This window comes from Pseudomonas sp. RA_35y_Pfl2_P32, from assembly GCF_963970735.1.
Taxonomy (GTDB): Bacteria; Pseudomonadota; Gammaproteobacteria; order Pseudomonadales; family Pseudomonadaceae; genus Aquipseudomonas.
In genome coordinates this window covers 114,772-141,381 of record NZ_CAXAQF010000002.1, presented here as the reverse complement: position 1 = coordinate 141,381, position 26,610 = coordinate 114,772, and the positions used below count along the sequence as shown (strand labels likewise).

Sequence of the window (26,610 nt, the reverse complement as noted above, 5' to 3'; positions counted from 1 at the left end):
GGGGTGGTGACGGGACTGGCGCTTTCGCGGGCCAGAGCAACCGATTCATTACTCGCTGAAGCTCATCCCGTGCTTTTCCTTGGTGATTTTCACCGCGTCCAGTACGGCCAACAGGCAGTCATCACGATAGCGCTCCAGCGCCGCAATGCTGTGGTTGCCCAACTGTTCGCGGGTGCCGTCCACCACATCATCGATCAGTTTTTCGGTCAACTGCGGTGCGGGCAGGTAAGTCCAGGGCAACTGCAACGCCGGGCCGAATTGCGCCATGAAATGACGCATCCCGGCATCGCCGCCGGCCAGGGTGTAGGTGAGGAACGTGCCCATGAACGACCAGCGCAACCCGGCGCCAAAGCGGATCGCATCATCGATCTCGCCAGTGGTGGCCACGCCATCGTTGACCAGGTGCAGTGCCTCGCGCCAGAGCGCTTCGAGCAAGCGGTCGGCGATAAACCCCGGCACTTCCTTGCGCACATGCAGCGGGCGCATGCCCAGGGATTCATACACCTTCATTGCCGCTTGAACGGCTTCAGGCGCGGTGTTTTTGCCGCCGACCACTTCCACCAGAGGCAGCAGGTAAACCGGGTTGAACGGGTGCCCGACCACGCAACGTTCAGGGTGCGTCGAGCGCGCGTAGAACTCGCTCGGTAACAGACCCGAAGTACTGGAGCCGATCAAGGCGTTTGGCTTGGCTGCCGCGCTGATTTTTCTGTGCAGTTCCAGTTTCAGATCGAGGCGCTCAGGGGCGCTTTCCTGAATGAAATCCGCGTCACGAACGCATTCTTCAATCGTCGCGACGACGCGCAACCGATCCTGTGAGGCGCCGGGTGCCAGGCCTTGTTTTTCCAGGGCGCCCCAGGCGTTGGCGACACGCTTGCGCAGCGCCGCCTCGGCCCCGGGCGCAGGATCCCAGGCCACCACGTCCAGGCCATGGGCGAGGGCGCGGGACACCCAGCCGCTGCCGATGACACCGCTGCCTAACGCTGCGAAGGTTTTGATTTCGGTGATAAAAGTCATGGGACGTCCTGAAAGAATTCGGTGATCCCCTGTGGGAGCGAGCTTGCTCGCGATGACGGTATTCCTGCCGCAGAAGATGCATTGGATGTTCCGACGCCATCGCGAGCAAGCTCGCTCCCACAGGGTTAGGTGTAGGTTCGGGTTAACCGCGCTTGCTCAGGCCCATCTTCAGCCGCCCTTCGGCCGGGGTCAGGACGCGGGCGCCGAGGCGGCTGAGGATTTCGCCGGCGCGCTCGACCAGTTGGCCGTTGGTCGCCAGCACGCCCTTGTCCAGCCAGAGGTTGTCCTCCAGGCCGACCCGCACGTTGCCGCCCAGCAGCACCGCTTGTGCCGCCATCGGCATCTGCATGCGACCGATGCCGAAGCCGGCCCACACCGCATTGGCCGGCAGGTTGTCGACCATGGCTTTCATGGTGGTGGTATCGGCCGGTGCGCCCCACGGGATGCCCAGGCACAGCTGGAACAGTGGGTCGTCGAGCAGGCCTTCCTTGATCAGTTGTTTGGCGAACCACAGGTGACCGGTGTCGAAGATTTCCAACTCGGCCTTCACGCCCAGCTCTTGAATACGTTTGGCGCCCGCGCGCAACTGCGCCGGGGTGGACACGTAAATGGTGTCGCCGTCGCCGAAGTTCAGGGTGCCGCAATCCAGGGTGCAGATTTCCGGCAGCAGTGCTTCAACGTGGGCCAGACGGGTCAGCGGGCCGACCAGGTCGGTGTTGGGGCCGAACTCCATCGGGTTCTCGCCCGCACCGATCTCCAGGTCGCCACCCATGCCGGCGGTGAGGTTGACGATGATGTCGACATCCGCTTCGCGAATGCGCTCCATCACCTCGCGGTACAACGCCACGTCACGGCTGAATTTGCCGGTTTCAGGATCGCGAACGTGGCAGTGGACGACGGTGGCGCCGGCCTTGGCGGCTTCCACGGCGGCGGCGGCGATTTGTTTCGGGGTGACCGGCACGTGTGGGCTCTTGCTGGTCGTGTCGCCAGCACCGGTGAGTGCGCAGGTGATGATGACGTCGTGGTTCATGAGGCGGGTTCCTTACAGGCGTGATGATCCCGTTCGCAGCCCCGCAGGGCTGCGACGCGGTGGTTCAATCGGGGTTTATTGGCTGGTCAGTTGCAAATGCTCAGCGGCCGGTTTGCCATCGAAAGTGGTCACACCTTCGAGCCAGCGTTGCTTGTCTTGCGGGTGATCTTTCAGCCATTGCTTGGCCGATTCGAAAGCGTCTTTGTGATCGAGCAGCGGCTGCATCATCCGGCTCTCATCTTCGGCGGTGTAGGTCAGGTTGCTCAGCAACTTGCCGATGTTCGGGCATCGCTCGGCGTATTTCGGCGCGGTGACGGTCCAGACCGTGGCCTTTCCTTCGTTCGGGCCGAGCGCATCTTCACTGCCGGTGAGGTAGGTCATCTGCACGTTGACGTTCATCGGGTGCGGCGCCCAGCCGAAGAACACCACGGCTTCCTTGCGCCGCACGGCACGGTCCACCGCCGCGAGCATGCCGGCCTCGCTGGACTCGACCAGCTGGAATTTACCCAGGCCGAACTGGTTCTTGGCGATCATTGCCTTGATCTGGGTGTTGGCGCCCGAGCCGGGCTCGATGCCATAGATCTTGGCGCCCAGTTCTTTTTCGAACCTGGCGATGTCGGCGAAGGTCTTCAAGCCCTTGTCGGCCAGGTAAGTCGGCACGGCCAGGGTGGCGCGGGCGTCCTTGAGGCTGGGCTCAGCCAGGACCGTGACCTGCTTGGCCTCGACGAACGGGGTGATGGTCTGGGTCATCAGTGGGTTCCAGTAGCCGAGGAACAGGTCCAGGCGCTGGTCGCGGATGCCGGCGAAGATGATCTGTTGCGAGGCGCTGGTCTGTTTGGTTTTGTAGCCGAGGCCGTCCAGCAGGACCTGGGTCATGGCACTGGTGGCGATCACGTCGGTCCAGTTGACCACGCCCATGCGCACGTTCTGGCACACGGCAGGGTCGGCGGCCATGGCGCCGGAACTCAGGAAAGCACTCGCGCTGAGCGCAAGAACACAGCGGCGGGTCAGTCGTTTCATGGTGGGGTCCTCGGCAGTCGTTTTTGTCGGTTCCGGCGTCTGTTGCGTCGGTGAGGTCAACGTTACGCAGCTCTACAGGGCAGAAAACGCACTGCGGCGACCCGCTCTTGCACTGCAGCGACCTGTGCCCTTGTCGGGCGCTTGCAAGTGGCGTATCAACGTCTCCACGCTGCCCGCCATCGGAGTACGCTCCATGTCCCAGGATTTTTACTTTCTACTGCTGCCGGGCTACTCGGCGATTGGTTTCATTTCGGCGATCGAGCCGCTGCGGGTGGCCAACCGCTTTCGTGGCGAGCTGTACCGCTGGCACGTGTTGAGCGCCGATGGCGGGCCGGTACTGGCCAGCAACGGCATGTCGCTCAACGCCGACGCGGCGCTGGAGCCGCTGAAGAAGGGCGCGACCTTGCTGGTGGTCGCCGGCTTCGAGCCGCTGAAGTTCGTCGACCCGGCATTGGCGCACTGGTTGCGCCGCCTCGATCAGGAGGGTGTGACCCTCGGCGGCATCGACACCGGCAGCGTGGTCCTCGCCGAGGCCGGTCTGCTGGACGGTCATCGGGTGACCTTGCACTGGGAAGCCATCGAAGCCTTCAAGGAGTCCTACCCACAACTGAGCGTCACCCAGGAGCTGTTCGAGATCGACCGCCGGCGCATCACCTCGGCTGGCGGCACAGCGTCCATCGACCTGATGCTCGATTTGATCGCCCAGGCCCACGGCCCCGAGCTGGCGATCGAAGTGAGCGAACAGTTCGTGCTGGGGCGCATTCGCCCGCGCAAGGACCACCAGCGCATGCAGATCGCCACGCGCTACGGCATCAGTAACAAGAAGCTGGTGCAGGTGATTGGCGAGATGGAGCAGCACAGCGAGCCGCCCCTGAGCACCCTGCAATTGGCGGAGTCGATCAAGGTCACCCGGCGCCAGCTGGAGCGCCTGTTCCGCCTGCACCTGAACGACACACCGAGCAATTTCTACCTGGGCCTGCGCCTGGAAAAGGCCCGGCAACTGCTGCGCCAGACCGACATGAGCGTCCTGGAGGTGAGCATCGCCTGCGGATTCGAATCGCCGTCGTACTTCACCCGCAGCTACCGGACCCGGTTCGAGCGCTGTCCGCGGGAGGATCGGCGTACCGTCAAGGCGTGATCCTTACGTCTTCATCAGTGCCGAACACGCCGCTTTATACGCCTCATGCTGATATTTGTTGAGGGTGGCCGGCAGGGCGAAGTCGTGTTTTTTGTACTGCGCGTTGAGGGTCTGGGGTGACAGCAGGGTCACTTCGCAGCTGTCGAGCAGCTGGAATACACCTTCGATCTTGAAGGTGGTCGGGCCGCCGGCAAACTCGCCTTTCTTGCTGCGCTTCTTGATCGCGATGCGGTCGATCGAGTGCTCGCGGACGAACGAAGCGACTTGCGCGGCGAAACGTTTGACGTTGGTGGCGTCGTCGTCATCGTCCAGGGCAATTTTCTTGGTGGCCAGGGCGACATGGCTGAGCGCCTGGCCGTCGAGGGAGGCGACGGCGATGATCGCTTCGCTGCCTTTGATTTCGATGCCGCAGAGTTTCATGGAGGTCGCCTTTTACAGTGCGTCGTTGAGGGGGGCTTGGTTACTGAGCCAGTGACTCCAGGAACTCCGAGCGTTCGTCACTCTTGTTCGCCAGGCAGTCGTTCTGGTCGATGATGTAGGCCTTGCTGCCCACGGCGGCAGGGAACGGCGCGATCGCGCAATCGGCGTCCCGGGACTTGACCCAGAGCTGCTCGGCGACCTGCAGCTTGCCGGTGATGTCTGCCAATTGCGCCTTGTTGCCTGCATATTCGGCCCTGAACCGCTCCAGCAACCCCAGGTAGTTGTCCTTGAGCAGTTGTTCGGCGGTGGTCTTGTTGTAGGCCGAGCATTCCAGGGTCTGGATGTCGTTTTCGACCGCATCGCAAGGGTTGTTGTCAGCGTCTTCAGCCGCCTGTACCCCGGTCGCTATCAGTGCCAATGCGAAGAAGATCGATTTCATTGAGCTGTCGTCCTAATTCCGTGAAGCATCCAGTGATGCGGCGGATTCTGGCCCAAGCGCCGGGTAAAGAACAGACGGGCAAACCGGTGGTGATGTAACCCTTTGTCGTGGATTGACGCTTTCGGCAAACCCCCTGTCGTTTTTGCACCCGGCTGCCCGGGCACCGAGGCATATGCTGACCCAAAGCGCCGGCAGACGATTCGGCGCATGAATCGCCAATAAGGGGACAGCCTGATGAGCCCAGCCGAACTGCACGCCGACAGCATCGTTATCGACGGGCTGATCATTGCCAAGTGGAACCGTGAGCTGTTTGAAGACATGCGCAAAGGTGGCCTGACCGCGGCCAACTGCACCGTGTCGGTGTGGGAAGGGTTCCAGGCTACCGTCAACAACATTGCCGCCAGCCAGAAACTGATCCGCGAGAACGGCGACCTGGTGATGCCGGTACGCACCACCGCCGATATCCGCAAGGCCAAGGAACTGGGCAAGACCGGGATCCTCTTCGGCTTCCAGAACGCCCATGCCTTCGAAGACCAGATTGGCTATGTCGAAGTGTTCAAGCAGCTCGGCGTTGGCATCGTGCAGATGTGCTACAACACCCAGAACCTGGTGGGCACCGGTTGCTACGAGCGTGACGGCGGCCTGTCGGGTTTCGGTCGGGAAATCGTGGCCGAGATGAACCGTGTCGGCGTGATGTGCGACCTGTCCCACGTCGGCTCCAAGACTTCGGAAGAAGTCATCCTCGAATCGAAAAAACCGGTCTGCTATTCCCACTGCCTGCCGTCGGGTCTTAAAGAGCACCCGCGCAACAAATCCGATGAAGAACTGAAGTTCATCGCCGATCACGGTGGTTTTGTCGGCGTGACCATGTTTGCGCCATTCCTGGCCAAGGGCATCGATTCGACCATCGACGACTACGCCGAAGCCATCGAATACACCATGAACATTGTCGGCGAAGACGCCATCGGCATCGGTACCGACTTCACCCAGGGCCACGGCCAGGACTTCTTCGAATACCTGACCCACGACAAGGGCTACGCCCGCCGCCTGACCAGCTTCGGCAAGATCATCAACCCGCTGGGCATCCGCACTGTGGGCGAGTTCCCGAACCTGACCGAAACCCTGCTCAAGCGCGGCCATCCCGAGCGTGTGGTGCGCAAGATCATGGGCGAGAACTGGGTGAACGTTCTCAAAGACGTCTGGGGCGAGTGAATAACTCTGGAGCCTACTCCGCTCGCCGATAGCTGCGTCAGGTCCTCGCGCCAAGCTCGCCGTACGTCCCGTACTGTCTCGCTTGTCGCTCCGGTCCTTCCTTGCTCTCGACGTGCTCGCTACGGCTCCAAAGTCATTCACACAACTTGTTTATAAGAGCAAAGCAAAAGCTTTGCTAAGCACTGACCACGAATTTTCTGGAGTTTAGTTTCCATGGCCAAGATCGCCCCGCAATTGCCAATCGAAGTCGACAGCGAGACCGGTGTCTGGACCTCCGACGCCCTGCCGATGCTGTACGTGCCGCGCCATTTCTTCGTCAACAACCACATGGGCATCGAAGAAGTACTGGGTGCCGACGCCTATGCCGAGATCCTCTACAAGGCCGGCTACAAGTCCGCCTGGCACTGGTGCGAGAAGGAAGCCGAATGCCACGGCCTGGAGGGTGTCGCGGTGTTCGAGCACTACATGAAACGCCTGTCGCAACGCGGTTGGGGCCTGTTCAAGATCCAGGACATTGACCTCGACAAAGGCACTGCAAGCGTCAAGCTCGAACATTCGGCGTTTGTCTATGTGTACGGCAAGGTAGGACGCAAGGTCGACTACATGTTCACCGGCTGGTTTGCCGGTGCCATGGACCAGATCCTGCAGGCGCGCGGCAGCAAGCTCCGCACGGTCGCCGAACAGGTTTACGGTGGCTCCGAAGAAGGCCACGACGACGGCTTGTTCACCGTCAAGCCGTTGTAAGTCGAGGATCCTGCCATGGCTTTCGAAGCAATGTTCCAGCCGATCCAGATCGGCAAACTGACCATCCGCAACCGCGTGCTCAGCACCGCGCACGCCGAGGTGTATGCCACCGACGGCGGCATGACCACCGATCGGTACGTCAAGTATTACGAAGAGAAAGCCAAGGGCGGGATCGGCCTGGCGATTTGCGGCGGTTCGTCGGTGGTGGCCATCGACAGCCCGCAGGAATGGTGGAGCTCGGTCAACCTGTCCACCGACCGCATCATTCCGCACTTCCAGAACCTGGCCGACGCCATGCACAAGCACGGCGCCAAGATCATGATCCAGATTACCCACATGGGCCGTCGCTCGCGTTGGGACGGTTTCAACTGGCCGACCCTGATGTCGCCATCGGGCATCCGTGAACCGGTGCACCGCGCCACCTGCAAGACCATCGAGCCGGAAGAAATCTGGCGGGTCATCGGCAACTACGCCCAGGCCGCGCGTCGGGCCAAGGCCGGCGGCCTGGACGGCGTCGAGCTGTCGGCCGTGCACCAGCACATGATCGACCAGTTCTGGAGCCCACGGGTCAACAAGCGCACCGATGAATGGGGTGGCACCTTCGAAGGCCGCATGAAGTTCGGCCTGGAAGTGCTCAAGGCGGTGCGTGCCGAGGTCGGTGACGACTTCTGTGTCGGCATCCGCCTGTGCGGTGACGAGTTCCACCCGGACGGTCTGTCCCACGAAGACATGAAACAGATCGCCAAGTACTACGACGACACCGGCATGCTCGATTTCATCGGTGTGGTCGGCTCGGGGTGCGACACCCACAACACCCTGGCCAACGTGATCCCCAACATGAGTTATCCACCGGAGCCGTTCCTGCACCTGGCGGCCGGGATCAAGGAAGTGGTCAAGGTTCCGGTACTGCATGCGCAGAACATCAAGGACCCGAACCAGGCCACGCGGATTCTGGAAGGCGGCTACGTCGACATGGTCGGCATGACCCGCGCCCATATCGCCGACCCGCACCTGATCGCCAAGATCAAGATGGGCCAGATCGACCAGATCAAGCAATGCGTCGGTGCCAACTACTGCATCGACCGGCAGTACCAGGGCCTGGATGTGTTGTGCATCCAGAACGCCGCGACGTCCCGTGAATACATGGGTGTGCCGCACATTATCGAGAAGTCCACCGGGCCGAAACGCAAGGTGGTGGTGGTCGGTGCCGGTCCGGCCGGGATGGAAGCTGCGCGCGTCGCGGCGGAACGTGGCCATGACGTGACCCTGTTCGAGAAGAAGGAATTCATCGGCGGACAGATCACCACGGCCTCCAAAGCCCCGCAACGGGACCAGATCGCCGGTATCACCCGCTGGTTCCAGCTGGAACTGGCTCGCCTGAAAGTCGACCTGCGCCTGGGCGTGGCCGCCGATGCGGCGACCATTCTCGACCTGCGTCCGGACGTGGTGGTGCTGGCGGTGGGCGGCCATCCGTTCCTGGAGCAGAACGAGCACTGGGGCGCGGCCGAAGGCCTGGTGGTCAGTAGCTGGGACGTGCTCGACGGCAAGGTGGCGCCCGGCAAGAACGTGCTGGTCTACGACACCATCTGTGAATTCACCGGGATGTCGGTGGCCGACTTCCTGGCCGACAAGGGTTGCCAGGTCGAGATCGTCACCGACGACATCAAGCCCGGCGTGGCGATTGGCGGTACGTCGTTCCCGACTTACTACCGCAGCATGTACCCCAAGGAAGTGATCATGACCGGCGACATGATGCTGGAAAAGGTCTACCGCGAGGGCGACAAGCTGATTGCCGTGCTGGAGAACGAATACACCGGCGCCAAAGAGGAGCGGGTGGTCGACCAGGTGGTGGTGGAAAACGGCGTGCGGCCGGATGAAGAAATCTATTACGCGCTCAAGGACGGTTCGCGCAACAAGGGCCAGGTCGACGTCGAAGCCCTGTTCGCGATCAAGCCCCAGCCCTCGTTGAGCCAACCGGGGGACGGCTACCTGCTGTTCCGCATTGGCGACTGCGTGGCCCAGCGCAACACCCATGCCGCGATCTACGACGCGCTGCGGTTGTGCAAGGATTTCTAAGAGCTTGCACATAGCCCTGTAGGAGCGAGCCTGCTCGCGATGGACGTGAACGATGACGCGGGGAGTCTGATTCAGCGCGGTGTTCTCAGGTTTTTCGCGAGCAGGCTCGCTCCTACAAGGGATCAAGCAAGGCATCCAGATAGTTAAGCCCGAGGTCTTTGGGAGCAACACCCATGTTGAACACAATTCTTCCCCTCCTGCTGTTTGCTGCCCTGGGCCTGGCTGTCCTGGGCGCCTTGCGGCGGGTGGCCATGTGGCGCCGGGGCCGGGCTTCGAAAGTCGACCTGATCGGCGGCCTGCTGGCTATGCCCAAGCGCTACATGGTCGACCTGCACCACGTGGTGGCGCGGGACAAATACATCGCCAATACCCACGTCGCCACGGCCGGTGGCGCGGTGGCCTCCGCGGTGCTGGCGATCCTGGTCCACGGATTTGGCCTGCATAACCGCTTCCTGGGGTACGCGCTGCTGTTGATGACGGCAGTGATGTTTGTCGGGGCGATCTTCGTTTACCTGCGTCGGCGCAACCCACCGGCCCGGTTGTCCAAAGGCCCGTGGATGCGCTTGCCGAAAAGCCTGCTGGCATTCTCGGCGTCGTTTTTCCTGGTGACCCTGCCGGTGGCGGGCATTCTCCCGGAGCACTTCGGCGGGTGGCTGCTGGCGGCGATCCTGGGGCTGGGAGTGTTGTGGGGGGTGTCTGAGTTGTTCTTCGGCATGACCTGGGGCGGGCCGATGAAACACGCCTTTGCCGGTGCCCTGCACCTGGCCTGGCACCGACGCGCCGAGCGGTTTGGCGGCGGTCGTTCGACCGGCCTCAAGCCGCTCGACCTGAACGATCCACAAGCGCCCCTGGGCGTGGAAAAACCCAAGGATTTCACCTGGAACCAACTGCTGGGATTTGACGCCTGCGTGCAGTGCGGCAAGTGCGAAGCCGCGTGCCCGGCGTTTGCTGCCGGTCAGCCGCTGAACCCGAAAAAGCTGATTCAGGACATGGTGGTCGGCCTGGCCGGTGGCACCGATGCGAAGTTCGCGGGCAGCCCCTATCCGGGCATAGCCATCGGCGAGCACGCCGGCAATCCGCACCAGCCGATCGTCAATGGCCTGGTGGACGCCGAGACCCTGTGGTCCTGCACCACCTGCCGTGCCTGCGTCGAGGAATGCCCGATGATGATCGAGCACGTCGATGCCATCGTCGACATGCGCCGCCATCTGACCCTGGAAAAAGGCGCGACCCCGAACAAGGGCGCCGAAGTCCTGGAAAACCTGATCGCCACCGACAACCCGGGCGGCTTCGCCCCGGGTGGGCGGATGAACTGGGCGGCGGACTTGAACCTCAATTTGATGAGCGAGAAACAATCCACCGACGTGCTGTTCTGGGTCGGCGACGGGGCCTTTGACATGCGCAACCAGCGCACCCTTCGGGCTTTCGTCAAAGTCCTCAAGGCGGCCAAGGTCGAGTTCGCCGTCCTCGGCCTGGAAGAGCGCGACAGCGGTGACGTGGCTCGCCGCCTGGGCGATGAGGCAACCTTCCAGCTGTTGGCCAAACGCAATATCCAGACCCTGGCCAAGTACCGCTTCAACCGCATCGTCACCTGCGACCCGCACAGCTTCCACGTGCTGAAAAACGAGTATGGCGCCTTCGACGGCAACTACCTCGTGCAACACCACAGCACTTACATGGCAGAAATCATCGATGCCGGTGCGCTCAACCTCGGCCAGCACAAAGGCAGCAGCGTGACCTACCACGACCCGTGCTACCTGGGGCGCTACAACGGCGAATACGAGGCCCCGCGCCAAGTGCTGCGTGCCCTGGGTATCGAGGTCAAGGAGATGCAACGCTCGGGCTTTCGCTCACGCTGCTGCGGTGGCGGTGGTGGGGCGCCGATCACCGACATCCCCGGCAAGCAACGGATTCCCGACATGCGCATGGAAGACATCCGCGAGACCGGCGCCGAACTGGTGGCCGTGGGCTGTCCACAATGCACGGCGATGCTCGAAGGGGTGGTCGAACCGCGCCCCCTGATCAAGGACATTGCCGAGCTGGTGGCCGATGTGTTGCTCGAAGACGCCGCACCGGCCAAGGCCCCGATCCAACGCCAACCTGCGCAGGTGCATGTATGAGCGACATAATCCGCCGCGATCCACGGGCCGAGTGGATCGCCCGCAACCGCCTGCACCCGCTGCATGCGGCCCTGCAATCGCAGCAACACAGCTGGATGGGGCCGAACGGCGTGATCCGCAAGAATCCCCATGGCATCGGCTTCATTGGCCCCAACGGCCTCAAGCGCATCGACCGCAGTGGCGCCCAGCAGGGCGGGACGGCCAAGCGCACGGCGGCGGTGCAGGTGCAGTTGCCGTTGCATCAGGTGCCGACGCCGGCGTTCTACATCAGCGTGGTGCCGGACATGGTCGGTGGGCGCTTGAGCAGTCACGACCGCGATCTGCTGGGCCTGGCCCATCAGTTGGCCGGCAGCGACGGCGCGGTGTTGGCGGTGGTGTTTGGCGAACACAAGGAAACCACCTTCGCCAGCGCCGGTGTCGACCGCCTGCTGGTGCTCGAGGGCGACGAATTTGCCGGTTATGCACCGGAACAACGGGTGCAGGGGTTGCGGGCTGTGGATAACCAGTTCAGCCCACGTCACTGGTTGCTGCCGGACAGTCGCAGCGGTGGTGGTGAACTGGGTCGGCGCTTCGCCGCCGCCCTGGGCGAGCGCCCGGCCACGCGGGTCTGGCAGGTCAAGGATCAGGCGTGCATCGGGCGTGCCGGTGCTGGCCTGCAGGACCTCGCCCGACCGCTCTCGCGCTTGATCCTGGCGGCGGTGGAATGCGCCGAACCGGTCAGCGAAACCCGTCACGAAGCCTTGCCGGTGGAGTTATCCACAGCCGTGGCGCGCAGCCTGTCGCGCATCGAGGATCTGGGGGCGGTGGCGGTGGACCCGGCGGCGATTCCCATGGCCGAGGCCGAGTTCATTTTCTCCGGCGGTAACGGGGTCAAGGACTGGAACCTGTTCCACCAGACCGCCGCTGCCCTTGGCGCGACCGAAGGCGCTTCGCGGGTCGCGGTGGACGACGGCTTCATGGCGCGCGATCGTCAGGTCGGGGCGTCCGGCACCTGGGTCACGGCACGGGTTTACGTGGCCGTGGGGATTTCCGGGGCAATCCAGCACCTGCAAGGCATCGGTGCCTGCGACAAGGTGGTGGCGATCAACCTCGACCCGGGCTGCGACATGATCAAGCGGGCCGACCTGTCGGTCATTGGCGAGAGCGCCGAGGTGCTGCAAGCCTTGATCGCGGCAGTCGCGGCCTATCGCAACGACGCCAAGCGCGATGCGGCTTAACGGAAGGAATGGGTCATGAGTACACACGTCATCAGCCTGGTCTCGATTGGCGCCCACCCGACCTCCGGCCGGCCACGCCGCGCCGAACAGGATGCACGGGCGGTTGAACTGGGTTTGCAACTGGCTGGGGATAACCTGCAAGTGCTGCACGCCGGCGACATCGCCGAGCCCGCGTTGCGGGCCTACCTGGGGATGGGCCTGGAGCAGTTGCACGTGCTCGAGCAACCGCCAGGCGCCGATGCACTACCAGCCTTGGCCGACTACTTGCGTGGCGCCGGCGCCCAGGTGGTGCTGACCGGCAGCCAGGCGGAAACCGGCGAAGGATCGGGCATGTTGCCGTTCCTGCTGGCCGAAAACCTCGGCTGGCCGCTGGTGGTGGGCCTGGCGCAGGTCGAGTCGATCGACGGCGGTTCGGCATTGGTGCTGCAAGCGTTGCCACGCGGTCAGCGGCGTCGCTTGAAGGTGCGCTTGCCGTTCCTGGCGACTGTGGATAACGCCGCGCCCAAGCCTCGCCAGAGCGCCTACGGCCCGGCCCAACGTGGAGTATTGCAAGCTGATGAAGTAGAGATCGTCGACGATGAACTGTTGGCCGTCTCGACCCTGCAACCAGCCAAGTCACGGCCTAAACGCTTGAAGGTGATCAAGGCCAAGAGCGGCGCCGACCGGATGAAAGCGGCCACCGCCAAGGCCAGCGGCGGCGGTGGGCAGGTGCTCAAGGGCGTGAGTGCCGAGGAGGGCGCGCAGGCGATCCTCAAGTTGTTGATCGAAGAAGGGGTGGTGCGTTAGTCCCTGCGCCCTGGGTAAGGCTTGCCGGGCGCTGCGCCGGCGAACCGGCTCCCGCCAAAGGTCAGTCTTCCGGTTTTACCCACAATCGCTGTTAGCGCTTCTGTGGATAAGGTGTTCACCCCTCGCTACACCCCACGTCAATCAAGCCCTGCAGGCCTTTGTACGAAAAACAACCAGGCTGACTCATTGTTTTTTCGAGCTTTTTTCCGCGATCAAGGCGCTATTGGGGGCACGACTTGCCCCCAATCTCTGTTGGCGCTTCTGTGGATAAGATGTTCGCTGTCGGCTGTAGGCCATATAAACCGGGGCTTGCAGGCTTTTGGTCAATAACTGATCAAATGCCTGCTTTTCACTGGCTAACCTCACGCAAACCCACGAAATATAACGCCTGGACGCGGTTTTCCACAAAGCCCTGCAAGTTGCCCCCAAAGTCTGTTGGTGCTTCTGTGGATAAGGTGTTTGCGATCCTCTGTAGCTCAGGAAGTACGTGGCTTACAGAGGTTTGATCAAAAAACATACAATACCTGGGGGAAACCGGTGATTTGAATAAGTCACGGATTTTATTGGCGTTGTTTGGAAAAAATTTGCGGGGAATCCACAGTTGCCCACATTTGCTGTGGGCTGAGTTGTGGATAACGTGTTCGCACAAGGCTGGGGCCTAGCCCTGCAGGGGTGGGAGCGCTGTAGATCGAAAATTGAACAGTATTGTAGGGGGGCTTGCGGGCGAATGGCACTGCGGTGTGTCAGGTGCAATGCCATCGCGAGCAAGCTCACTCCTACAGGGTGGGAGGCGGGGTCAGCCGGTGACGGGGACACCCTTGAGGTACGGTGCAGGTTCGGCGCCCAGGTTGCTCAACATGCGCTCGCTGTACCAGTCCACGAAGTTCACCACCCCGAACTCGTAAGTCTTGGAGTACGGACCCGGCTGGTAGGCGGTGGAGTTGATGCCGCGCTGGTTCTCTTCGGCCAGGCGCCGGTCCTGGTCGTTGGTGGCGTCCCAGACCTGGCGCATGCGGTCGACGTCGTAGTCGACGCCTTCGACAGCGTCCTTGTGGACGATCCACTTGGTGGTGACCATGGTTTCCTGGGCGCTGATCGGCCACACGGTGAACACAATGATGTGGTCGCCCATGCAGTGGTTCCAGGAGTGCGGCAGGTGCAGGATGCGCATCGAGCCCAGGTCCGGGTTCTGGATACGGCCCATGAGTTTTTTGCAGCCTTGCTTGCCGTCCAGGGTCATCGACACGGTGCCCTTGAGCAGCGGCATGCGCACGATGCGGTTACGCAGGCCGAAGCTGGCGTGGGCGTAAGGGATCTTCTCGGCTTCCCAGGCGGCGGCAGAGGCGGCCACGTGGTCCTTGAACGCCTGGTCGGCGCGCGGGTCGGTGACGTCGTCCCATTCGAGCAGGGTTTTCAGCAACTCGGGGTGCGAGGCGTTGCAGTGGTAACACTCGCGGTTGTTCTCCAGCACCAGCTTCCAGTTGGCTTTTTCCATCAAGGTGGTGGTGATCGCCACCTTGGTGTTTTCCATGTCGTACGGTTCCATGTAATGGGTCAGCGTCGACAGGAAGTCATCGATGGCCGGCGGATTTTCCGCCAGGCTGATGAAGATGTAGCCGCCTGCGGTCTTCACGTTCACCGGCTTGAGGCCGTACTGCTTCATGTCGAAGTCGTCGCCCATCTCGGTGCCGGCAAACAGCAGGCGGCCGTCGAGCTCGTAGGTCCACTGGTGGTAGTGGCAGACCAGCTTGGCCACCTTGCCCTTGTCGCTGGTGCACAGGCGCGAGCCACGGTGGCGGCAGACGTTGTGGAAGGCATGCACCACCCCCTCGGCACCGCGAATCACGATGATCGGGTTCTTGCCGACCTGCAGGGTCAGGTAGTTGCCCTTGGTCGGGATTTCGCAGGTCATGCCGGCGATCAGCCACTCTTTCTGAAAGATCTCCTGCATGTCGATATCGAACAGCCGGTCGTCGGAGTAGAACGGCTGCGGCAGTGAGAACGTGCGCTCACGTTCCTGCAGCATTTGGGCGGTGGCCTTGCGTGCGGGTTCCAGCGGATCGCCCAGGCTGATTTTTGCGGTGACGTCCATCGATTGAGTCCTCATGGCCATTCTGTGTGGCCGGCGAATAGTGGCTGATACGGTTGCTACGCAAGACACAAACAGTGTTTATCTGTTGAGGCGAGTGTGGGGCTGCCGCCGCCCAGAACCTTATCCACGAGCGACATGGCCCACTCTGTTCCCGACGCTCAACCCCCGGTAACAAGGGGCTGGTCGCGATAAGCATGTGAATGTCGCAGATAGGTAAATGGTCGGTCGGCGCTATACGCAGAATCGCCAACATGAGGCCGGTAGTCGGCCGTGGAGATCAGCATGTCCAACAGCTTCCTGAACCCGGTAACCACCCAGACCTGGGCCAATGGTCGACACATTGTCCGTTGCGTCAAAGTCATCCAGGAAACCTGGGACGTGCGCACCTTCTGCTTCATGGCCGACCAGCCAATCATGTTCTTCTTCAAACCGGGGCAGTTTGTCACCCTGGAGCTGGAAATCGACGGCCAGCCGATCATGCGTTCGTACACCATCTCCAGCTCGCCTTCGGTGCCTTACAGCTTCTCGGTAACCATCAAGCGGGTGCCGGGCGGCAAGGTCTCCAACTGGCTGCACGACACCCTGCATGAAGGCCAGGAGCTGGCGGTGCACGGGCCGGTCGGGCTGTTCAACGCGATGGACTTCACCGCACCGAAAGTGCTCTACCTCAGCGGTGGCGTCGGCATTACCCCGGTGATGTCGATGGCGCGCTGGTTCTACGACACCAACGGCAATGTCGACATGGTGTTTATCCACAGCGCCCGTTCGCCCAAGGACATCATCTATCACCGCGAACTGGAGCACATGGCCTCGCGGATCGATAACTTCAGTCTGCACCTGATTTGCGAAAAGCACGGCCTGGGCGAGCCCTGGGCCGGGTATCGGGGTTACCTGAACCATAAGATGCTCGAACTGATGGCGCCGGATTTCCTCGAGCGGGAAGTGTTCTGCTGCGGTCCGACGCCGTACATGAATGCGGTCAAGCGCCTGCTGGAGGCCGCTGGCTTCGACATGACGCGCTACCACGAGGAATCCTTCGGCGCCACACCACCAGAAGCGCGTGCCGATGCGGTGGAGCAAGCCGAACAGGCAGCCGATGCCCCGGAAATCGACATCGCCGACCTGCACCAGGTGGAGTTCACCGCGTCTGGCAAGAGCATCCGCGTGGCCCCGGGAGAAACCGTGCACGCGGCGGCGGCCAAGCTTGGCCTGCTGATTCCCAAGGCCTGCGGCATGGGCATTTGCGGGACCTGCAAGGTGATGAAGCTGGGCGGTGAGGTGGAGATGGACCACAACGGCGGGATCACCGAGGAAGACGAGGCCGAAGGGTTCATCCTGTCGTGCTGCAGCGTGCCGAAGGGCGACGTGCGCATCGAATTCTGATACGGCAACCTGTAGGAGCGAGCTTGCTCGCGATGGACGTCAACGGTAACGCTGGCGTCCTGATGCCCCGCGTTGTTCTGTCGTCCTTCGCGAGCGAGCTCGCTCCTACAGGGATCGCGTTTTTTCAGTCAACGAATAGGTCGGGCATCAGCTTTTCTTTGCTCCCAGGCTCAAACCGGTAATGCTCGAAATCGCTCACACCGTTTTCGCGCAAAATCTCTTCATCAATCAACAAACGCCCAGTCAGGCTGCGCGCGCTGCTGCTCAAGATGACATGGGCGGCGTCGGCCATGATCGCAGGCAGGCGTGCATGCTTGAACGATTCCCTGGAGCCCAGCTGAAACTCGATGGCCGCCGTGGCAATCATGGTCTGCGGCCATAACGAGTTGACGCTGATGCCATGGTTCTGGAATTCCTCGCTCATGCCCAGGGTCAGCATGCTCATGCCGTACTTGGTCACGGTGTAGGGGCTGTACTGGGCAAACCACTGAGTCGCCAGGTTCAACGGCGGCGAGAGGTTGAGGATGTGCCCGGCGGATTTTTTCAGATAGGGCAGGGCGGCTTGGCTGCACAGCAGCACCGCACGGGTGTTGATCTGGTGCATCAGGTCGAAGCGCTTGAGTTCGATGTGGGCAACGCCGGTGAGCTTGATCGCCCCGGCGTTGTTGACCAGCGCATCAATCGCGCCGAAGTGTTGATTGGCCTTGGCCAGTGCCTGGCGCACCGCCTCTTCATCGCGCACATCCACCTGCAGGGGCAGGGCCTTGCCGCCCGCGGCTTCCACTTCCTCGGCCACGCTGAAGATGGTCCCGGGTAGTTTGGCGTGGGGTTGCGCGCTTTTCGCGGCAATCACGATATTGGCCCCGTCCCTGGCGGCACGCAGTGCAATTTCACGGCCGATACCACGACTGGCGCCGGTGATGAAGAGGGTTTTGCCTTGAAGTGACATGCGCATGCTCCTGCTTATTGTTATGTGAGCGTAAGGGCTCGACAGACAATGTAGACGAAGTATTCAGGCGCGAACGGTCAGGTTGTGGGGCTTTTTGTAGGCGCGAGCTTGCTCGCGATGGACGTTAACGAAAACGCGTGATTTCAGGATGAACACAGCGTCTTCAAGTCCATCGCGAGCGGGCTTGCTCCTACAGGGGGGAGGTTAGTGAGACATCACGTCGCGAATGTCCGCAGCCAGTTCCCGCACCCGCTCTTCCTCGGTGTCCCAGGAGCACATGAAGCGTGCGCCGCCCTTGCCGATGAAGGTGTAGAAGCGCCAGCCCTTGGCGGTCAAGGCAGCGATGGCCGGTTCCGAGAGTTGCAGGAATACGCCATTGGCCTGTACCGGGAACATCAGTTCGACGCCCGGAATGTCGCTGACCAGTTCTGCCAGCAGTTGTGCGCAGTAGTTGGCGTGGCGGGCGTGCTTGAGCCAGGCATCGTGTTCCAGCAGGCCGACCCAAGGCGCTGAGAGGAAGCGCATTTTCGATGCCAGTTGCCCAGCCTGTTTGCAGCGGTAGTCGAAGTCTTCGGCCAGTTTCTGGTTGAAGAACAGAATCGCCTCGCCCACCGCCATGCCGTTTTTCGTGCCGCCAAAACACAGCACGTCGACCCCGGCTTTCCAGGTCAGGTCGGCTGGCGAGCAATCGAGGAACGCGCAGGCGTTGGAAAAACGTGCGCCGTCCATGTGCAGGTTCAAGCCCAGCTCTTTGCAGGTGGCGCTGATGGCGCGGATTTCTTCTGGGGTGTAGACGCTGCCGACTTCAGTGGCCTGGGTCAGGGTCACGACCCGCGGCTTGGGGTAGTGGATGTCCTGGCGCTTGAGGGCGATCTCGCGGATCGACTCCGGGGTCAGCTTGCCGTTTTCAGTGCGCGCGGTGAGCAGCTTGGAGCCGTTGGAGAAAAATTCCGGGGCGCCACATTCGTCGGTTTCGACGTGGGCGGTTTCCGAGCAGATCACGCTGTGGTAACTCTGGCACAACGACGACAGGGCCAGGGAGTTGGCGGCGGTGCCGTTGAAGGCGAAGAACACTTCGCAGTCGGTTTCGAACAGTTTGCGGAAGTAGTCCGAGGCGCGGGCAGTCCACTCATCGTCGCCATAGGCGCGCTGGTGGCCCTGGTTGGCCTGCTCCATGGCCGCCCAGGCTTCGGGGCAGATGCCGGAATAGTTGTCGCTGGCGAATTGTTGGCTCTTATCGGTCATGGCCGGCTTCCGTGGTCGAGGCGCTTATGGTGAAGCGGCTCGTGGTCAATGAGGGTGCGCACTTTAGCGAAGATCATCCGCAGAGCACACGCGATGTGTCTGTCAGAAAGCTACACAGTCGAGGGGTAATTATGCACGTGACGCAGCGTGACGGTGCACTCGATCTGCTCAAATGGTTGGCACTGTTGAGCATGGTCCTCGATCACCTGCGTTATGTCGGCGGGTCGCTCGATATGCTCTATGTGCCGGGGCGCCTGGCGTTTCCCTGGTTCTGCCTGGCAATGGCGGTCAACCTGGCACGCACGCCGGCAGCGGCGACCGGCGGTCAGTGGCGCTACCTGGGGTGGTTGCTGCTGTTTAGCCTGGTCAGTGAAATTCCCTACCGCCTGTTTATTCCCGACCCTGACGTGCTGAACGTGTTGCCCACGCTGGCGCTGGGGTTGCTGGTTGCGCGTGGCTGGTTGCACCAGGACCTGCAATCGCGGGGCCTGGGGCTGGTTGCGTTGCTGCTGGCGACGCTGTTCAGTGAGCGACTGATGTTTGGCGTTTTTGGGGTGTTGCTGCCGTTGGCGACCTTGCTGGTGATTCGTCGACCCTGGTACTGGTCCGTGTTGCCGGGGCTGGTCTGCCTGGCGGCGAATCAATGGCAGGTGCTGTTTTACGCCGCGCGGTTGGGTCATGGTGCAGCCGTCCTCGGCATTGCCGTTTGTCTGATTGCGCCATTGCTGGGTCTGGTCTTGTTGCGACATACCAGACATCTCAAGCCACCGCCGATGCGCCGTTGGGCGTATGCCTTGTATCCGCTACATTTTCTGCTTCTGTTACTCGTCCGCAGTATCGCCGCATAACCGTGTGTGTTGATCTTGTGACCGAGTACGACGTGTCCATTTCAGCCCATGTCGTAAACGCACCTTTGCGTGGCGTCCGTAGGCATTTGACCGGTCTGCGCCGGTCATACCATCGCATCAAAGGGCACTGCCGCCAGGTCGGTGCCTCACCAAGACAAAATGGCGCACCACCGCCGCTGGGAGAGACGCGATGTTCAGCAAGCAAGACCAGATCCAGGGTTACGACGATGCACTGCTGGCGGCGATGAATGCCGAGGAGCAACGCCAGGAAGATCACATCGAGCTGATCGCGTCAGAGAACTACACCAGCAAGCGTGTCATGCAAGCACAAGGCAGTGGCCTGACCAACAAATACGCCGAAGGTTATCCGGGCAAGCGTTACTACGGTGGCTGCGAGCACGTGGATAAAGTCGAAGCGCTGGCCATCGAGCGCGCCAAGCAACTGTTCGGCGCCGACTACGCCAACGTCCAGCCGCACTCCGGCTCCTCGGCCAACAGCGCGGTGTACCTGGCCCTGATCCAGGCGGGCGACACCATCCTGGGCATGAGCCTGGCCCACGGTGGTCACTTGACCCACGGTGCCAAGGTGTCGTCCTCGGGCAAGCTGTACAACGCCGTGCAGTACGGCATCGACACCAAGACCGGCCTGATCGACTACGACGAGGTCGAGCGCCTGGCTGTCGAGTGCCAGCCGAAGATGATCGTCGCCGGCTTCTCGGCCTACTCCAAGACCCTCGACTTCCCACGCTTTCGGCAGATTGCCGACAAGGTCGGTGCGCTGCTGTTCGTCGACATGGCCCACGTTGCCGGCCTGGTCGCTGCCGGCCTGTACCCTAATCCACTGCCGTACGCCGACGTAGTCACCACCACCACCCACAAGACCCTGCGCGGTCCGCGTGGCGGCCTGATCCTGTGCAAGTCCAACGAAGCAATCGAGAAGAAGCTCAACGCCGCCGTGTTCCCCGGCGCCCAGGGCGGCCCGCTGATGCACGTGATTGCCGGCAAGGCCGTGTGCTTCAAGGAAGCGCTGGAGCCAGGCTTCAAGGCTTATCAGCAACAAGTGATCGACAACGCCCAGGCCATGGCCAGCGTGTTTATCAAACGTGGCTACGATGTAGTGTCCGGCGGCACCGACAATCACCTGTTCCTGGTCAGCCTGATCCGCCAGGGGCTTACCGGCAAAGACGCCGACGCCGCCCTGGGCCGTGCGCACATCACGGTTAACAAGAACGCGGTGCCGAATGACCCGCAGTCGCCGTTTGTCACTTCCGGCCTGCGCATTGGCACCCCGGCGGTCACCACCCGCGGCTTCAAAGTGAGCCAGTGCGTCACGCTGGCCGGCTGGATCTGCGACATCCTCGACAACCTCGGCGATGCCGATGTCGAGGCCAATGTCGCCCAGCAGGTTTCGGCCCTGTGCGCTGACTTCCCGGTTTATCGCTGAGTGCGGTTTTTGGAGTAATGACTATGCAACGCTACTCAGGCTTCGGCCTTTTCAAGCACTCCCTCAGCCACCACGAAAACTGGCAGCGCATGTGGCGCACGCCGACCCCGAAAAAAGTCTACGACGTGGTCATCGTCGGCGGTGGCGGGCATGGTCTGGCGACCGCCTACTACCTGGCCAAGGAGCACGGCATCACCAACGTGGCCGTGGTCGAGAAAGGCTGGCTGGGTGGCGGTAACACCGCGCGCAACACCACCATCGTGCGCTCCAACTACCTGTGGGACGAGTCGGCGCACCTCTACGAACACGCGATGAAACTCTGGGAAGGTTTGTCCCAGGACCTCAACTACAACGTGATGTTCTCCCAGCGTGGCGTCTACAACCTGTGCCACACCCTGCAGGACATTCGTGACTCCGAGCGTCGGGTCAGCGCCAACCGCCTCAACGGCGTCGACGGCGAATTGCTCAACGCCAAGCAGGTCGCCGACGAGATTCCGTACCTGGACTGCTCGAAGAACACTCGCTACCCGGTGATGGGCGCGACCGTCCAGCGTCGCGGCGGTGTGGCCCGTCACGATGCCGTGGCCTGGGGCTTTGCCCGGGCCGCCGACGCCCTCGGCGTGGACCTGATCCAGCAGACCGAAGTGATCGGCTTTCGCAAGGAAAACGGCGTGTGCATCGGCGTCGAAACCAACAAGGGCTTCATCGGCGCCAAGCGCGTTGGTGTGGTGACCGCCGGTAACTCCGGGCACATGGCCAAGCTCGCCGGCTTCCGCCTGCCCATCGAATCGCACCCGCTGCAAGCGCTGGTGTCCGAGCCGATCAAGCCGATTATCGACAGCGTGATCATGTCCAACGCGGTGCACGGTTACATCAGCCAGTCCGACAAGGGCGACCTGGTGATCGGCGCCGGTATCGACGGCTACAACGGCTACGGCCAGCGCGGTTCGTACCCGGTGATCGAGCACACCATCCAGGCCATCGTCGAAATGTTCCCGGTGCTGTCGCGGGTGCGCATGAACCGCCAGTGGGGCGGCATCGTCGACACCACGCCGGATGCCTGCCCGATCATTTCCAAGACCCCGGTGCCGAACATGTTCTTCAACTGCGGTTGGGGCACCGGTGGCTTCAAGGCCACGCCGGGTTCGGGCAACGTGTTTGCGGCGAGCCTGGCCAAGGGTGAAATGCACCCGCTGGCGGCGCCTTTCTCCATCGACCGGTTCCACAACGGTGCGCTGATCGACGAACACGGCGCTGCGGCCGTCGCCCACTAACAGGAGAAATTTCCTATGTTGCATATCTTCTGTCCTCACTGCGGCGAACTGCGCTCCGAAGAGGAATTCCACGCATCGGGCCAGGCGCATATCCCGCGTCCACTGGATCCGAACACCTGCACCGACGAGGAGTGGGGTGATTACCTGTTCTTCCGTGACAACCCCCGTGGCCTGCACCACGAACTCTGGGATCACGTCGCCGGCTGCCGCCAGTACTTCAACGTCACCCGCGACACCGTGACCTACGAGATTCTCGAAACCTACAAGATCGGCAGCAAGCCGCAGTTCACCGACAAGACTGAAAGTCCGAAAGCGGCCGCGCAGGCTCTGGGAGCGAAGGTATGAGCCAGATCAATCGCCTGTCCAACGGTGGACGGATCGACCGCAACAAAGTCCTCAGCTTCACGTTCAACGGCCAGGTGTACAAGGGCTTTGAAGGTGATTCCCTGGCCGCGGCCCTGCTGGCCAACGGTGTCGACATCATCGGTCGCAGCTTCAAGTATTCGCGGCCACGCGGGATCTTCGCCGCCGGTGCCGAAGAGCCGAACGCGGTGCTGCAGATCGGCGCCACCGAAGCCACCCAGATCCCCAACGTGCGTGCCACCCAACAGGCGCTGTACCAGGGCCTGGTCGCCACCAGCACCAACGGCTGGCCCAGCGTGAACAACGACATGATGGGGATTCTCGGCAAGGTCGGCGGCAAGCTGATGCCGCCGGGTTTCTACTACAAAACCTTCATGTACCCGCAATCGTTCTGGATGACGTACGAGAAGTACATCCGCAAGGCCGCTGGCCTGGGTCGCTCGCCGACCGAAAACGATCCGGACACCTACGACTACATGAACCAGCACTGCGACGTGCTGGTCGTCGGTGCCGGCCCCGCTGGCCTGGCCGCGGCACTGGCGGCTGCACGCAGCGGGGCGCGGGTGATCCTCGCCGATGAACAGGAAGAGTTCGGCGGCAGCCTGCTCGACTCCCGTGAAAGCCTCGACGGCAAGCCGGCCGCCGAATGGGTCGCCAGCGTCATCGCTGAACTGAAAGACACCCCGGACGTGCTGCTGTTGCCGCGCGCCACGGTCAACGGTTACCACGACCATAACTTCCTGACCATTCACGAGCGCCTCACCGACCACCTCGGCGACCGCGCTCCGATCGGCCAGGTGCGCCAGCGCATCCACCGGGTTCGCGCCAAGCGCGTGGTGCTGGCGACCGGCGCGTGCGAGCGGCCGCTGGTCTACGGCAACAACGACGTGCCGGGCAACATGCTGGCCGGTGCGGTCTCCACCTACGTGCGCCGCTATGGCGTCGCACCGGGCAAGAAGCTGGTCCTGAGCACCAACAACGATCACGCCTATCGCGTGGCCCTGGATTGGCTCGATGCCAGCCTGCAAGTGGTGGCCATCGCCGATGCCCGCAGCAACCCACGCGGTGCGCTGGTGGAAGAAGCCCGGGCCAAGGGCATCCGCATCCTGACCGGCAGCGCGGTGATCGAAGCCCGTGGCAGCAAGCACGTGACCGCTGCTCGTGTGGCCGCGATCGACGTCAAGGCGCACACCGTGACCAGCCCGGGCGAATGGCTCGAGTGCGACCTGGTGGCCAGTTCCGGCGGCTACAGCCCGGTGGTTCACCTGGCGTCGCACTTGGGCGGCAAGCCGACCTGGCGTGAGGACATCCTCGGTTTTGTCCCGGGTGAAGCACCGCAGAAACGCGTGTGTGTCGGCGGTATCAACGGTGTCTATGGCCTCGGCGATTCCCTGGCCGATGGTTTTGAAGGGGGCGCTCGCGCCGCTGCCGAAGCCGGGTTCCAGAGCGTCGAGGGCGTATTGCCCAAAGCCCTGAGCCGCCATGAAGAGCCGACCCTGGCGCTGTTCCAGGTGCCCCACGAAAAGACCACTGCACGGGCGCCGAAGCAATTTGTCGACCTGCAGAACGATGTCACCGCGGCGGCCATCGAACTGGCCACCCGCGAGGGTTTCGAGTCGGTCGAGCACGTCAAGCGCTACACCGCACTGGGCTTCGGCACCGACCAGGGCAAGCTGGGTAACGTCAATGGCCTGGCCATCGCGGCCCGCTCGCTCAACGTGACCATCCCACAGATGGGCACCACCATGTTCCGCCCCAACTACACGCCGGTGACATTCGGCGCGGTAGCCGGTCGTCACTGTGGGCACATTTTCGAGCCGGTGCGGTATACCGCGCTGCATCAATGGCACCTGAAAAACGGCGCCGAGTTCGAAGACGTCGGGCAGTGGAAGCGTCCCTGGTACTTCCCGAAAAACGGTGAAGACCTGCATGCCGCGGTCAAGCGCGAATGCCTGGCGGTGCGCGAAAGCGTCGGCCTGCTGGATGCCTCGACCCTGGGCAAGATCGATATTCAAGGGCCGGATGCGCGCGAATTCCTCAACCGTGTCTACACCAACGCCTGGACCAAGCTCGACGTGGGCAAGGCGCGCTACGGCCTGATGTGCAAGGAAGACGGCATGGTCTTCGACGACGGTGTGACGGCGTGCCTGGCCGACAACCATTTCGTCATGACCACCACCACCGGCGGCGCGGCTCGCGTGCTGCAGTGGCTGGAGATCTACCACCAGACCGAATGGCCTGACCTGAAGGTGTACTTCACTTCCGTGACGGACCACTGGGCCACCATGACCCTGTCCGGGCCGAACAGCCGCAAGCTGCTCAGCGAAGTCACCGACATCGACCTGGACAAGGACGGCTTCCCGTTCATGACCTGGAAAGAGGGCCTGGTGGGTGGCGTGCCGGCGCGGGTGTTCCGGATTTCCTTTACTGGTGAGCTGTCGTACGAAGTCAACGTGCAGGCCGACTACGCCATGGGTGTTTTGGAGAAGATTGTTGAGGCGGGGAAGAAGTACAACCTGACGCCATATGGCACTGAGACCATGCACGTGCTGCGCGCCGAGAAGGGTTTCATCATCGTTGGCCAGGACACCGACAGTTCGATGACCCCGGACGACCTGAACATGGGCTGGTGTGTGGGTCGCACCAAACCGTTCTCGTGGATCGGCTGGCGGGGCATGAACCGCGAAGACTGCGTGCGTGAGCAACGTAAGCAGTTGGTGGGCCTCAAGCCGATCGATCCGACCAAGTGGTTGCCGGAAGGCGCGCAGTTGGTGTTCAACACCAAGCAGGCGATCCCGATGAGCATGGTCGGTCACGTAACGTCCAGTTACCTGCACAACTCCCTGGGCTATTCGTTTGCCATGGGCGTGGTCAAAGGCGGCTTGAAGCGCATCGGTGAGCGAGTGTTCGCATCGTTGGCCGACGGCAGCGTGATCGAGGCGGAAATCGTTTCTTCGGTGTTCTTCGATCCAAAAGGTGATCGGCAGAACGTTTGATGGCCTCGAGATCTGTGGGTGGGCTACCCATCGCTAGCCTGCTAGCGATGGCGGCAGTGCCGCCACCACAGGGCCTAACAGAATTCAGCAAAGGTGCTTTATGACCGCAGCCAATGTGTACCCACAACGCCCAACCACCGGGGCCAAGGCCGAGTCGTCGTTGCATCATGCCGACCTCGCCAGCCTGGTGGGCAAGGGCCGCAAAAACGCCGGCGTGATCGTGCGTGAGAAAAAACTCCTCGGCCACCTGACCATTCGTGGCGATGGCCACGATGCCGCATTCGCCGCCGGTGTGCACAAGGCCCTGGGCATCGAATTGCCGGGTGCGTTGAGCGTCATCGTCAAGGGTGAAACCAGTCTGCAATGGATGGGGCCGGATGAATGGCTGCTGATCGTGCCGAGCGGTGAAGAGTTCGCCGCCGAGCAGAAGCTGCGTGAGGCCCTGGGTGAGTTGCACATCCAGATCGTCAACGTCAGCGGCGGCCAGCAGATCCTCGAACTGAGCGGCCCGAACGTGCGCCAGGTGCTGATGAAGTCCACCAGCTACGACGTGCACCCCAACAACTTCCCGGTGGGCAAGGCGGTGGGCACGGTGTTCGCCAAGTCGCAACTGGTGATCCGCCACACCGCAGAAGACACCTGGGAACTGCTGATCCGTCGTAGCTTCTCGGATTACTGGTGGTTGTGGTTGCAGGACGCGGCGGCCGAGTACGGGCTTAGCGTCCAGGCTTGATGAAAACCTGTAGGAGCGAGAGCTTGCTCGCGATGAACCCAAGGACGACGCGTTCTTTCTGATTCAA

The 26,610-nt window shown here is 62.2% G+C and carries 22 protein-coding genes; 14 read left to right on the top strand and 8 right to left on the bottom strand.

Annotation, left to right across the window (positions count from 1 at the left end; genetic code table 11):
• Positions 1-48: 48 nt before the first annotated feature.
• The 3 genes from AACY45_RS02690 to choX form a co-directional block, all read right to left on the bottom strand.
• Positions 49-1,014 (bottom strand): L-carnitine dehydrogenase, encoded by a 966-nt coding sequence (locus tag AACY45_RS02690; protein ID WP_339544030.1) that lies wholly within the window; start codon positions 1,012-1,014, stop codon positions 49-51.
• A 142-nt stretch (positions 1,015-1,156) separates the two neighbouring features.
• The gene (locus AACY45_RS02685; protein WP_339544029.1) at positions 1,157-2,044 is read right to left on the bottom strand and encodes a 3-keto-5-aminohexanoate cleavage protein; all 888 of its coding nucleotides are present in this window, start codon (positions 2,042-2,044) and stop codon (positions 1,157-1,159) included.
• A 75-nt stretch (positions 2,045-2,119) separates the two neighbouring features.
• Complete coding sequence (choX, locus tag AACY45_RS02680) at positions 2,120-3,064, bottom strand: choline ABC transporter substrate-binding protein (RefSeq protein WP_339544028.1); 945 nt, start codon at positions 3,062-3,064, stop codon at positions 2,120-2,122.
• 193 nt (positions 3,065-3,257) lie between these two features.
• On the opposite strand from choX, the gene AACY45_RS02675 reads away from it, so the two are divergent.
• Positions 3,258-4,202, top strand: coding sequence for a GlxA family transcriptional regulator (locus tag AACY45_RS02675; protein ID WP_339544027.1), 945 nt, complete (start codon positions 3,258-3,260; stop codon positions 4,200-4,202).
• Positions 4,203-4,205: 3 nt separating this feature from the next.
• Here the strand turns inward: AACY45_RS02675 and AACY45_RS02670 are convergent, their stop codons facing one another.
• Positions 4,206-4,622, bottom strand: a complete 417-nt coding sequence (locus tag AACY45_RS02670) for a DUF3010 family protein (RefSeq protein WP_339544026.1) — start codon at positions 4,620-4,622, stop codon at positions 4,206-4,208.
• A 40-nt stretch (positions 4,623-4,662) separates the two neighbouring features.
• Positions 4,663-5,061: a lysozyme inhibitor LprI family protein gene (locus AACY45_RS02665; protein ID WP_339544025.1), complete on the bottom strand. Its 399-nt coding sequence runs from the start codon at positions 5,059-5,061 to the stop codon at positions 4,663-4,665.
• A 234-nt stretch (positions 5,062-5,295) separates the two neighbouring features.
• Between AACY45_RS02665 and AACY45_RS02660 the strand changes: the two genes are divergently transcribed.
• The 6 genes from AACY45_RS02660 (at position 5,296) to etfB (ending at position 13,216) form a co-directional block, all read left to right on the top strand.
• A complete protein-coding gene (locus AACY45_RS02660) occupies positions 5,296-6,273 on the top strand; it encodes a dipeptidase (protein ID WP_095147212.1) in 978 nt (325 codons plus the stop codon).
• 213 nt (positions 6,274-6,486) lie between these two features.
• Entirely contained in the window at positions 6,487-7,017 is a 531-nt protein-coding gene (locus tag AACY45_RS02655; protein WP_339544024.1) for a DUF5943 domain-containing protein, read from the top strand.
• Positions 7,018-7,032: 15 nt separating this feature from the next.
• The gene (gene dgcA / locus AACY45_RS02650; RefSeq protein WP_339544023.1) at positions 7,033-9,093 is read left to right on the top strand and encodes a dimethylglycine demethylation protein DgcA; all 2,061 of its coding nucleotides are present in this window, start codon (positions 7,033-7,035) and stop codon (positions 9,091-9,093) included.
• A 173-nt stretch (positions 9,094-9,266) separates the two neighbouring features.
• On the top strand, positions 9,267-11,213 hold the full coding sequence (gene dgcB, locus AACY45_RS02645; protein WP_339544022.1) for a dimethylglycine demethylation protein DgcB: 1,947 nt from the start codon (positions 9,267-9,269) through the stop codon (positions 11,211-11,213).
• Positions 11,210-12,430 (top strand): electron transfer flavoprotein subunit alpha, encoded by a 1,221-nt coding sequence (etfA, locus tag AACY45_RS02640; RefSeq protein WP_339544021.1) that lies wholly within the window; start codon positions 11,210-11,212, stop codon positions 12,428-12,430. The genes dgcB and etfA overlap by 4 nt, the downstream gene beginning before the upstream one ends.
• 15 nt (positions 12,431-12,445) lie before the next feature.
• Positions 12,446-13,216: an electron transfer flavoprotein subunit beta gene (gene etfB, locus AACY45_RS02635; protein WP_339544020.1), complete on the top strand. Its 771-nt coding sequence runs from the start codon at positions 12,446-12,448 to the stop codon at positions 13,214-13,216.
• Between the two features lie 796 nt (positions 13,217-14,012).
• Here the strand turns inward: etfB and gbcA are convergent.
• Positions 14,013-15,308, bottom strand: a complete 1,296-nt coding sequence (gene gbcA, locus AACY45_RS02630) for a glycine-betaine demethylase subunit GbcA (RefSeq protein ID WP_339544019.1) — start codon at positions 15,306-15,308, stop codon at positions 14,013-14,015.
• A 282-nt stretch (positions 15,309-15,590) separates the two neighbouring features.
• On the opposite strand from gbcA, the gene gbcB reads away from it, so the two are divergent.
• Entirely contained in the window at positions 15,591-16,691 is a 1,101-nt protein-coding gene (gene gbcB / locus AACY45_RS02625; protein ID WP_095164347.1) for a glycine-betaine demethylase subunit GbcB, read from the top strand.
• A 124-nt stretch (positions 16,692-16,815) separates the two neighbouring features.
• Here gbcB and AACY45_RS02620 read toward each other — a convergent pair whose 3' ends face one another.
• Both AACY45_RS02620 and AACY45_RS02615 read right to left on the bottom strand, forming a co-directional pair.
• On the bottom strand, positions 16,816-17,640 hold the full coding sequence (locus AACY45_RS02620; protein WP_339544018.1) for an SDR family oxidoreductase: 825 nt from the start codon (positions 17,638-17,640) through the stop codon (positions 16,816-16,818).
• A 204-nt stretch (positions 17,641-17,844) separates the two neighbouring features.
• On the bottom strand, positions 17,845-18,885 hold the full coding sequence (locus AACY45_RS02615) for a threonine aldolase family protein (RefSeq protein ID WP_339544017.1): 1,041 nt from the start codon (positions 18,883-18,885) through the stop codon (positions 17,845-17,847).
• Between the two features lie 131 nt (positions 18,886-19,016).
• Between AACY45_RS02615 and AACY45_RS02610 the strand changes: the two genes are divergently transcribed.
• The 6 genes from AACY45_RS02610 (at position 19,017) to AACY45_RS02585 (ending at position 26,543) form a co-directional block, all read left to right on the top strand.
• Positions 19,017-19,733 carry a TraX family protein gene (locus tag AACY45_RS02610; protein WP_339544016.1) on the top strand — a complete coding sequence of 239 codons (717 nt, stop codon included), beginning with the start codon at positions 19,017-19,019 and terminating at the stop codon, positions 19,731-19,733.
• Between the two features lie 190 nt (positions 19,734-19,923).
• Entirely contained in the window at positions 19,924-21,177 is a 1,254-nt protein-coding gene (glyA, locus tag AACY45_RS02605; protein ID WP_339544015.1) for a serine hydroxymethyltransferase, read from the top strand.
• Between the two features lie 23 nt (positions 21,178-21,200).
• Positions 21,201-22,451, top strand: a complete 1,251-nt coding sequence (locus AACY45_RS02600; RefSeq protein WP_003206307.1) for a sarcosine oxidase subunit beta — start codon at positions 21,201-21,203, stop codon at positions 22,449-22,451.
• A 15-nt stretch (positions 22,452-22,466) separates the two neighbouring features.
• The gene (locus AACY45_RS02595; protein WP_095081389.1) at positions 22,467-22,796 is read left to right on the top strand and encodes a sarcosine oxidase subunit delta; all 330 of its coding nucleotides are present in this window, start codon (positions 22,467-22,469) and stop codon (positions 22,794-22,796) included.
• Entirely contained in the window at positions 22,793-25,810 is a 3,018-nt protein-coding gene (locus tag AACY45_RS02590) for a sarcosine oxidase subunit alpha (RefSeq protein ID WP_339544014.1), read from the top strand. The genes AACY45_RS02595 and AACY45_RS02590 overlap by 4 nt, the downstream gene beginning before the upstream one ends.
• Positions 25,811-25,910: 100 nt before the next feature.
• Positions 25,911-26,543, top strand: coding sequence for a sarcosine oxidase subunit gamma (locus AACY45_RS02585; protein WP_339544013.1), 633 nt, complete (start codon positions 25,911-25,913; stop codon positions 26,541-26,543).
• The last annotated feature ends 67 nt before the right edge of the window (positions 26,544-26,610 follow it).

Excerpts from the sequence above, each read along its gene's own strand:
- etfB (WP_339544020.1), top strand. The coding sequence starts at position 12,446 with ATGAGTACACACGTCATCAGCCTGGTCTCGATTGGCGCCCACCCGACC.
- AACY45_RS02675 (WP_339544027.1), top strand. The coding sequence starts at position 3,258 with ATGTCCCAGGATTTTTACTTTCTACTGCTGCCGGGCTACTCGGCGATT.
- AACY45_RS02610 (WP_339544016.1), top strand. The coding sequence starts at position 19,017 with ATGCACGTGACGCAGCGTGACGGTGCACTCGATCTGCTCAAATGGTTG.
- AACY45_RS02615 (WP_339544017.1), bottom strand. The coding sequence starts at position 18,885 with ATGACCGATAAGAGCCAACAATTCGCCAGCGACAACTATTCCGGCATC.
- AACY45_RS02685 (WP_339544029.1), bottom strand. The coding sequence starts at position 2,044 with ATGAACCACGACGTCATCATCACCTGCGCACTCACCGGTGCTGGCGAC.
- AACY45_RS02600 (WP_003206307.1), top strand. The coding sequence starts at position 21,201 with ATGCAACGCTACTCAGGCTTCGGCCTTTTCAAGCACTCCCTCAGCCAC.
- AACY45_RS02655 (WP_339544024.1), top strand. The coding sequence starts at position 6,487 with ATGGCCAAGATCGCCCCGCAATTGCCAATCGAAGTCGACAGCGAGACC.
- etfA (WP_339544021.1), top strand. The coding sequence starts at position 11,210 with ATGAGCGACATAATCCGCCGCGATCCACGGGCCGAGTGGATCGCCCGC.
- dgcA (WP_339544023.1), top strand. The coding sequence starts at position 7,033 with ATGGCTTTCGAAGCAATGTTCCAGCCGATCCAGATCGGCAAACTGACC.
- AACY45_RS02670 (WP_339544026.1), bottom strand. The coding sequence starts at position 4,622 with ATGAAACTCTGCGGCATCGAAATCAAAGGCAGCGAAGCGATCATCGCC.
- AACY45_RS02585 (WP_339544013.1), top strand. The coding sequence starts at position 25,911 with ATGACCGCAGCCAATGTGTACCCACAACGCCCAACCACCGGGGCCAAG.
- AACY45_RS02690 (WP_339544030.1), bottom strand. The coding sequence starts at position 1,014 with ATGACTTTTATCACCGAAATCAAAACCTTCGCAGCGTTAGGCAGCGGT.
- AACY45_RS02595 (WP_095081389.1), top strand. The coding sequence starts at position 22,467 with ATGTTGCATATCTTCTGTCCTCACTGCGGCGAACTGCGCTCCGAAGAG.
- choX (WP_339544028.1), bottom strand. The coding sequence starts at position 3,064 with ATGAAACGACTGACCCGCCGCTGTGTTCTTGCGCTCAGCGCGAGTGCT.
- AACY45_RS02620 (WP_339544018.1), bottom strand. The coding sequence starts at position 17,640 with ATGTCACTTCAAGGCAAAACCCTCTTCATCACCGGCGCCAGTCGTGGT.
- AACY45_RS02590 (WP_339544014.1), top strand. The coding sequence starts at position 22,793 with ATGAGCCAGATCAATCGCCTGTCCAACGGTGGACGGATCGACCGCAAC.
- gbcA (WP_339544019.1), bottom strand. The coding sequence starts at position 15,308 with ATGGACGTCACCGCAAAAATCAGCCTGGGCGATCCGCTGGAACCCGCA.
- AACY45_RS02660 (WP_095147212.1), top strand. The coding sequence starts at position 5,296 with ATGAGCCCAGCCGAACTGCACGCCGACAGCATCGTTATCGACGGGCTG.
- AACY45_RS02665 (WP_339544025.1), bottom strand. The coding sequence starts at position 5,061 with ATGAAATCGATCTTCTTCGCATTGGCACTGATAGCGACCGGGGTACAG.
- dgcB (WP_339544022.1), top strand. The coding sequence starts at position 9,267 with ATGTTGAACACAATTCTTCCCCTCCTGCTGTTTGCTGCCCTGGGCCTG.
- gbcB (WP_095164347.1), top strand. The coding sequence starts at position 15,591 with ATGTCCAACAGCTTCCTGAACCCGGTAACCACCCAGACCTGGGCCAAT.
- glyA (WP_339544015.1), top strand. The coding sequence starts at position 19,924 with ATGTTCAGCAAGCAAGACCAGATCCAGGGTTACGACGATGCACTGCTG.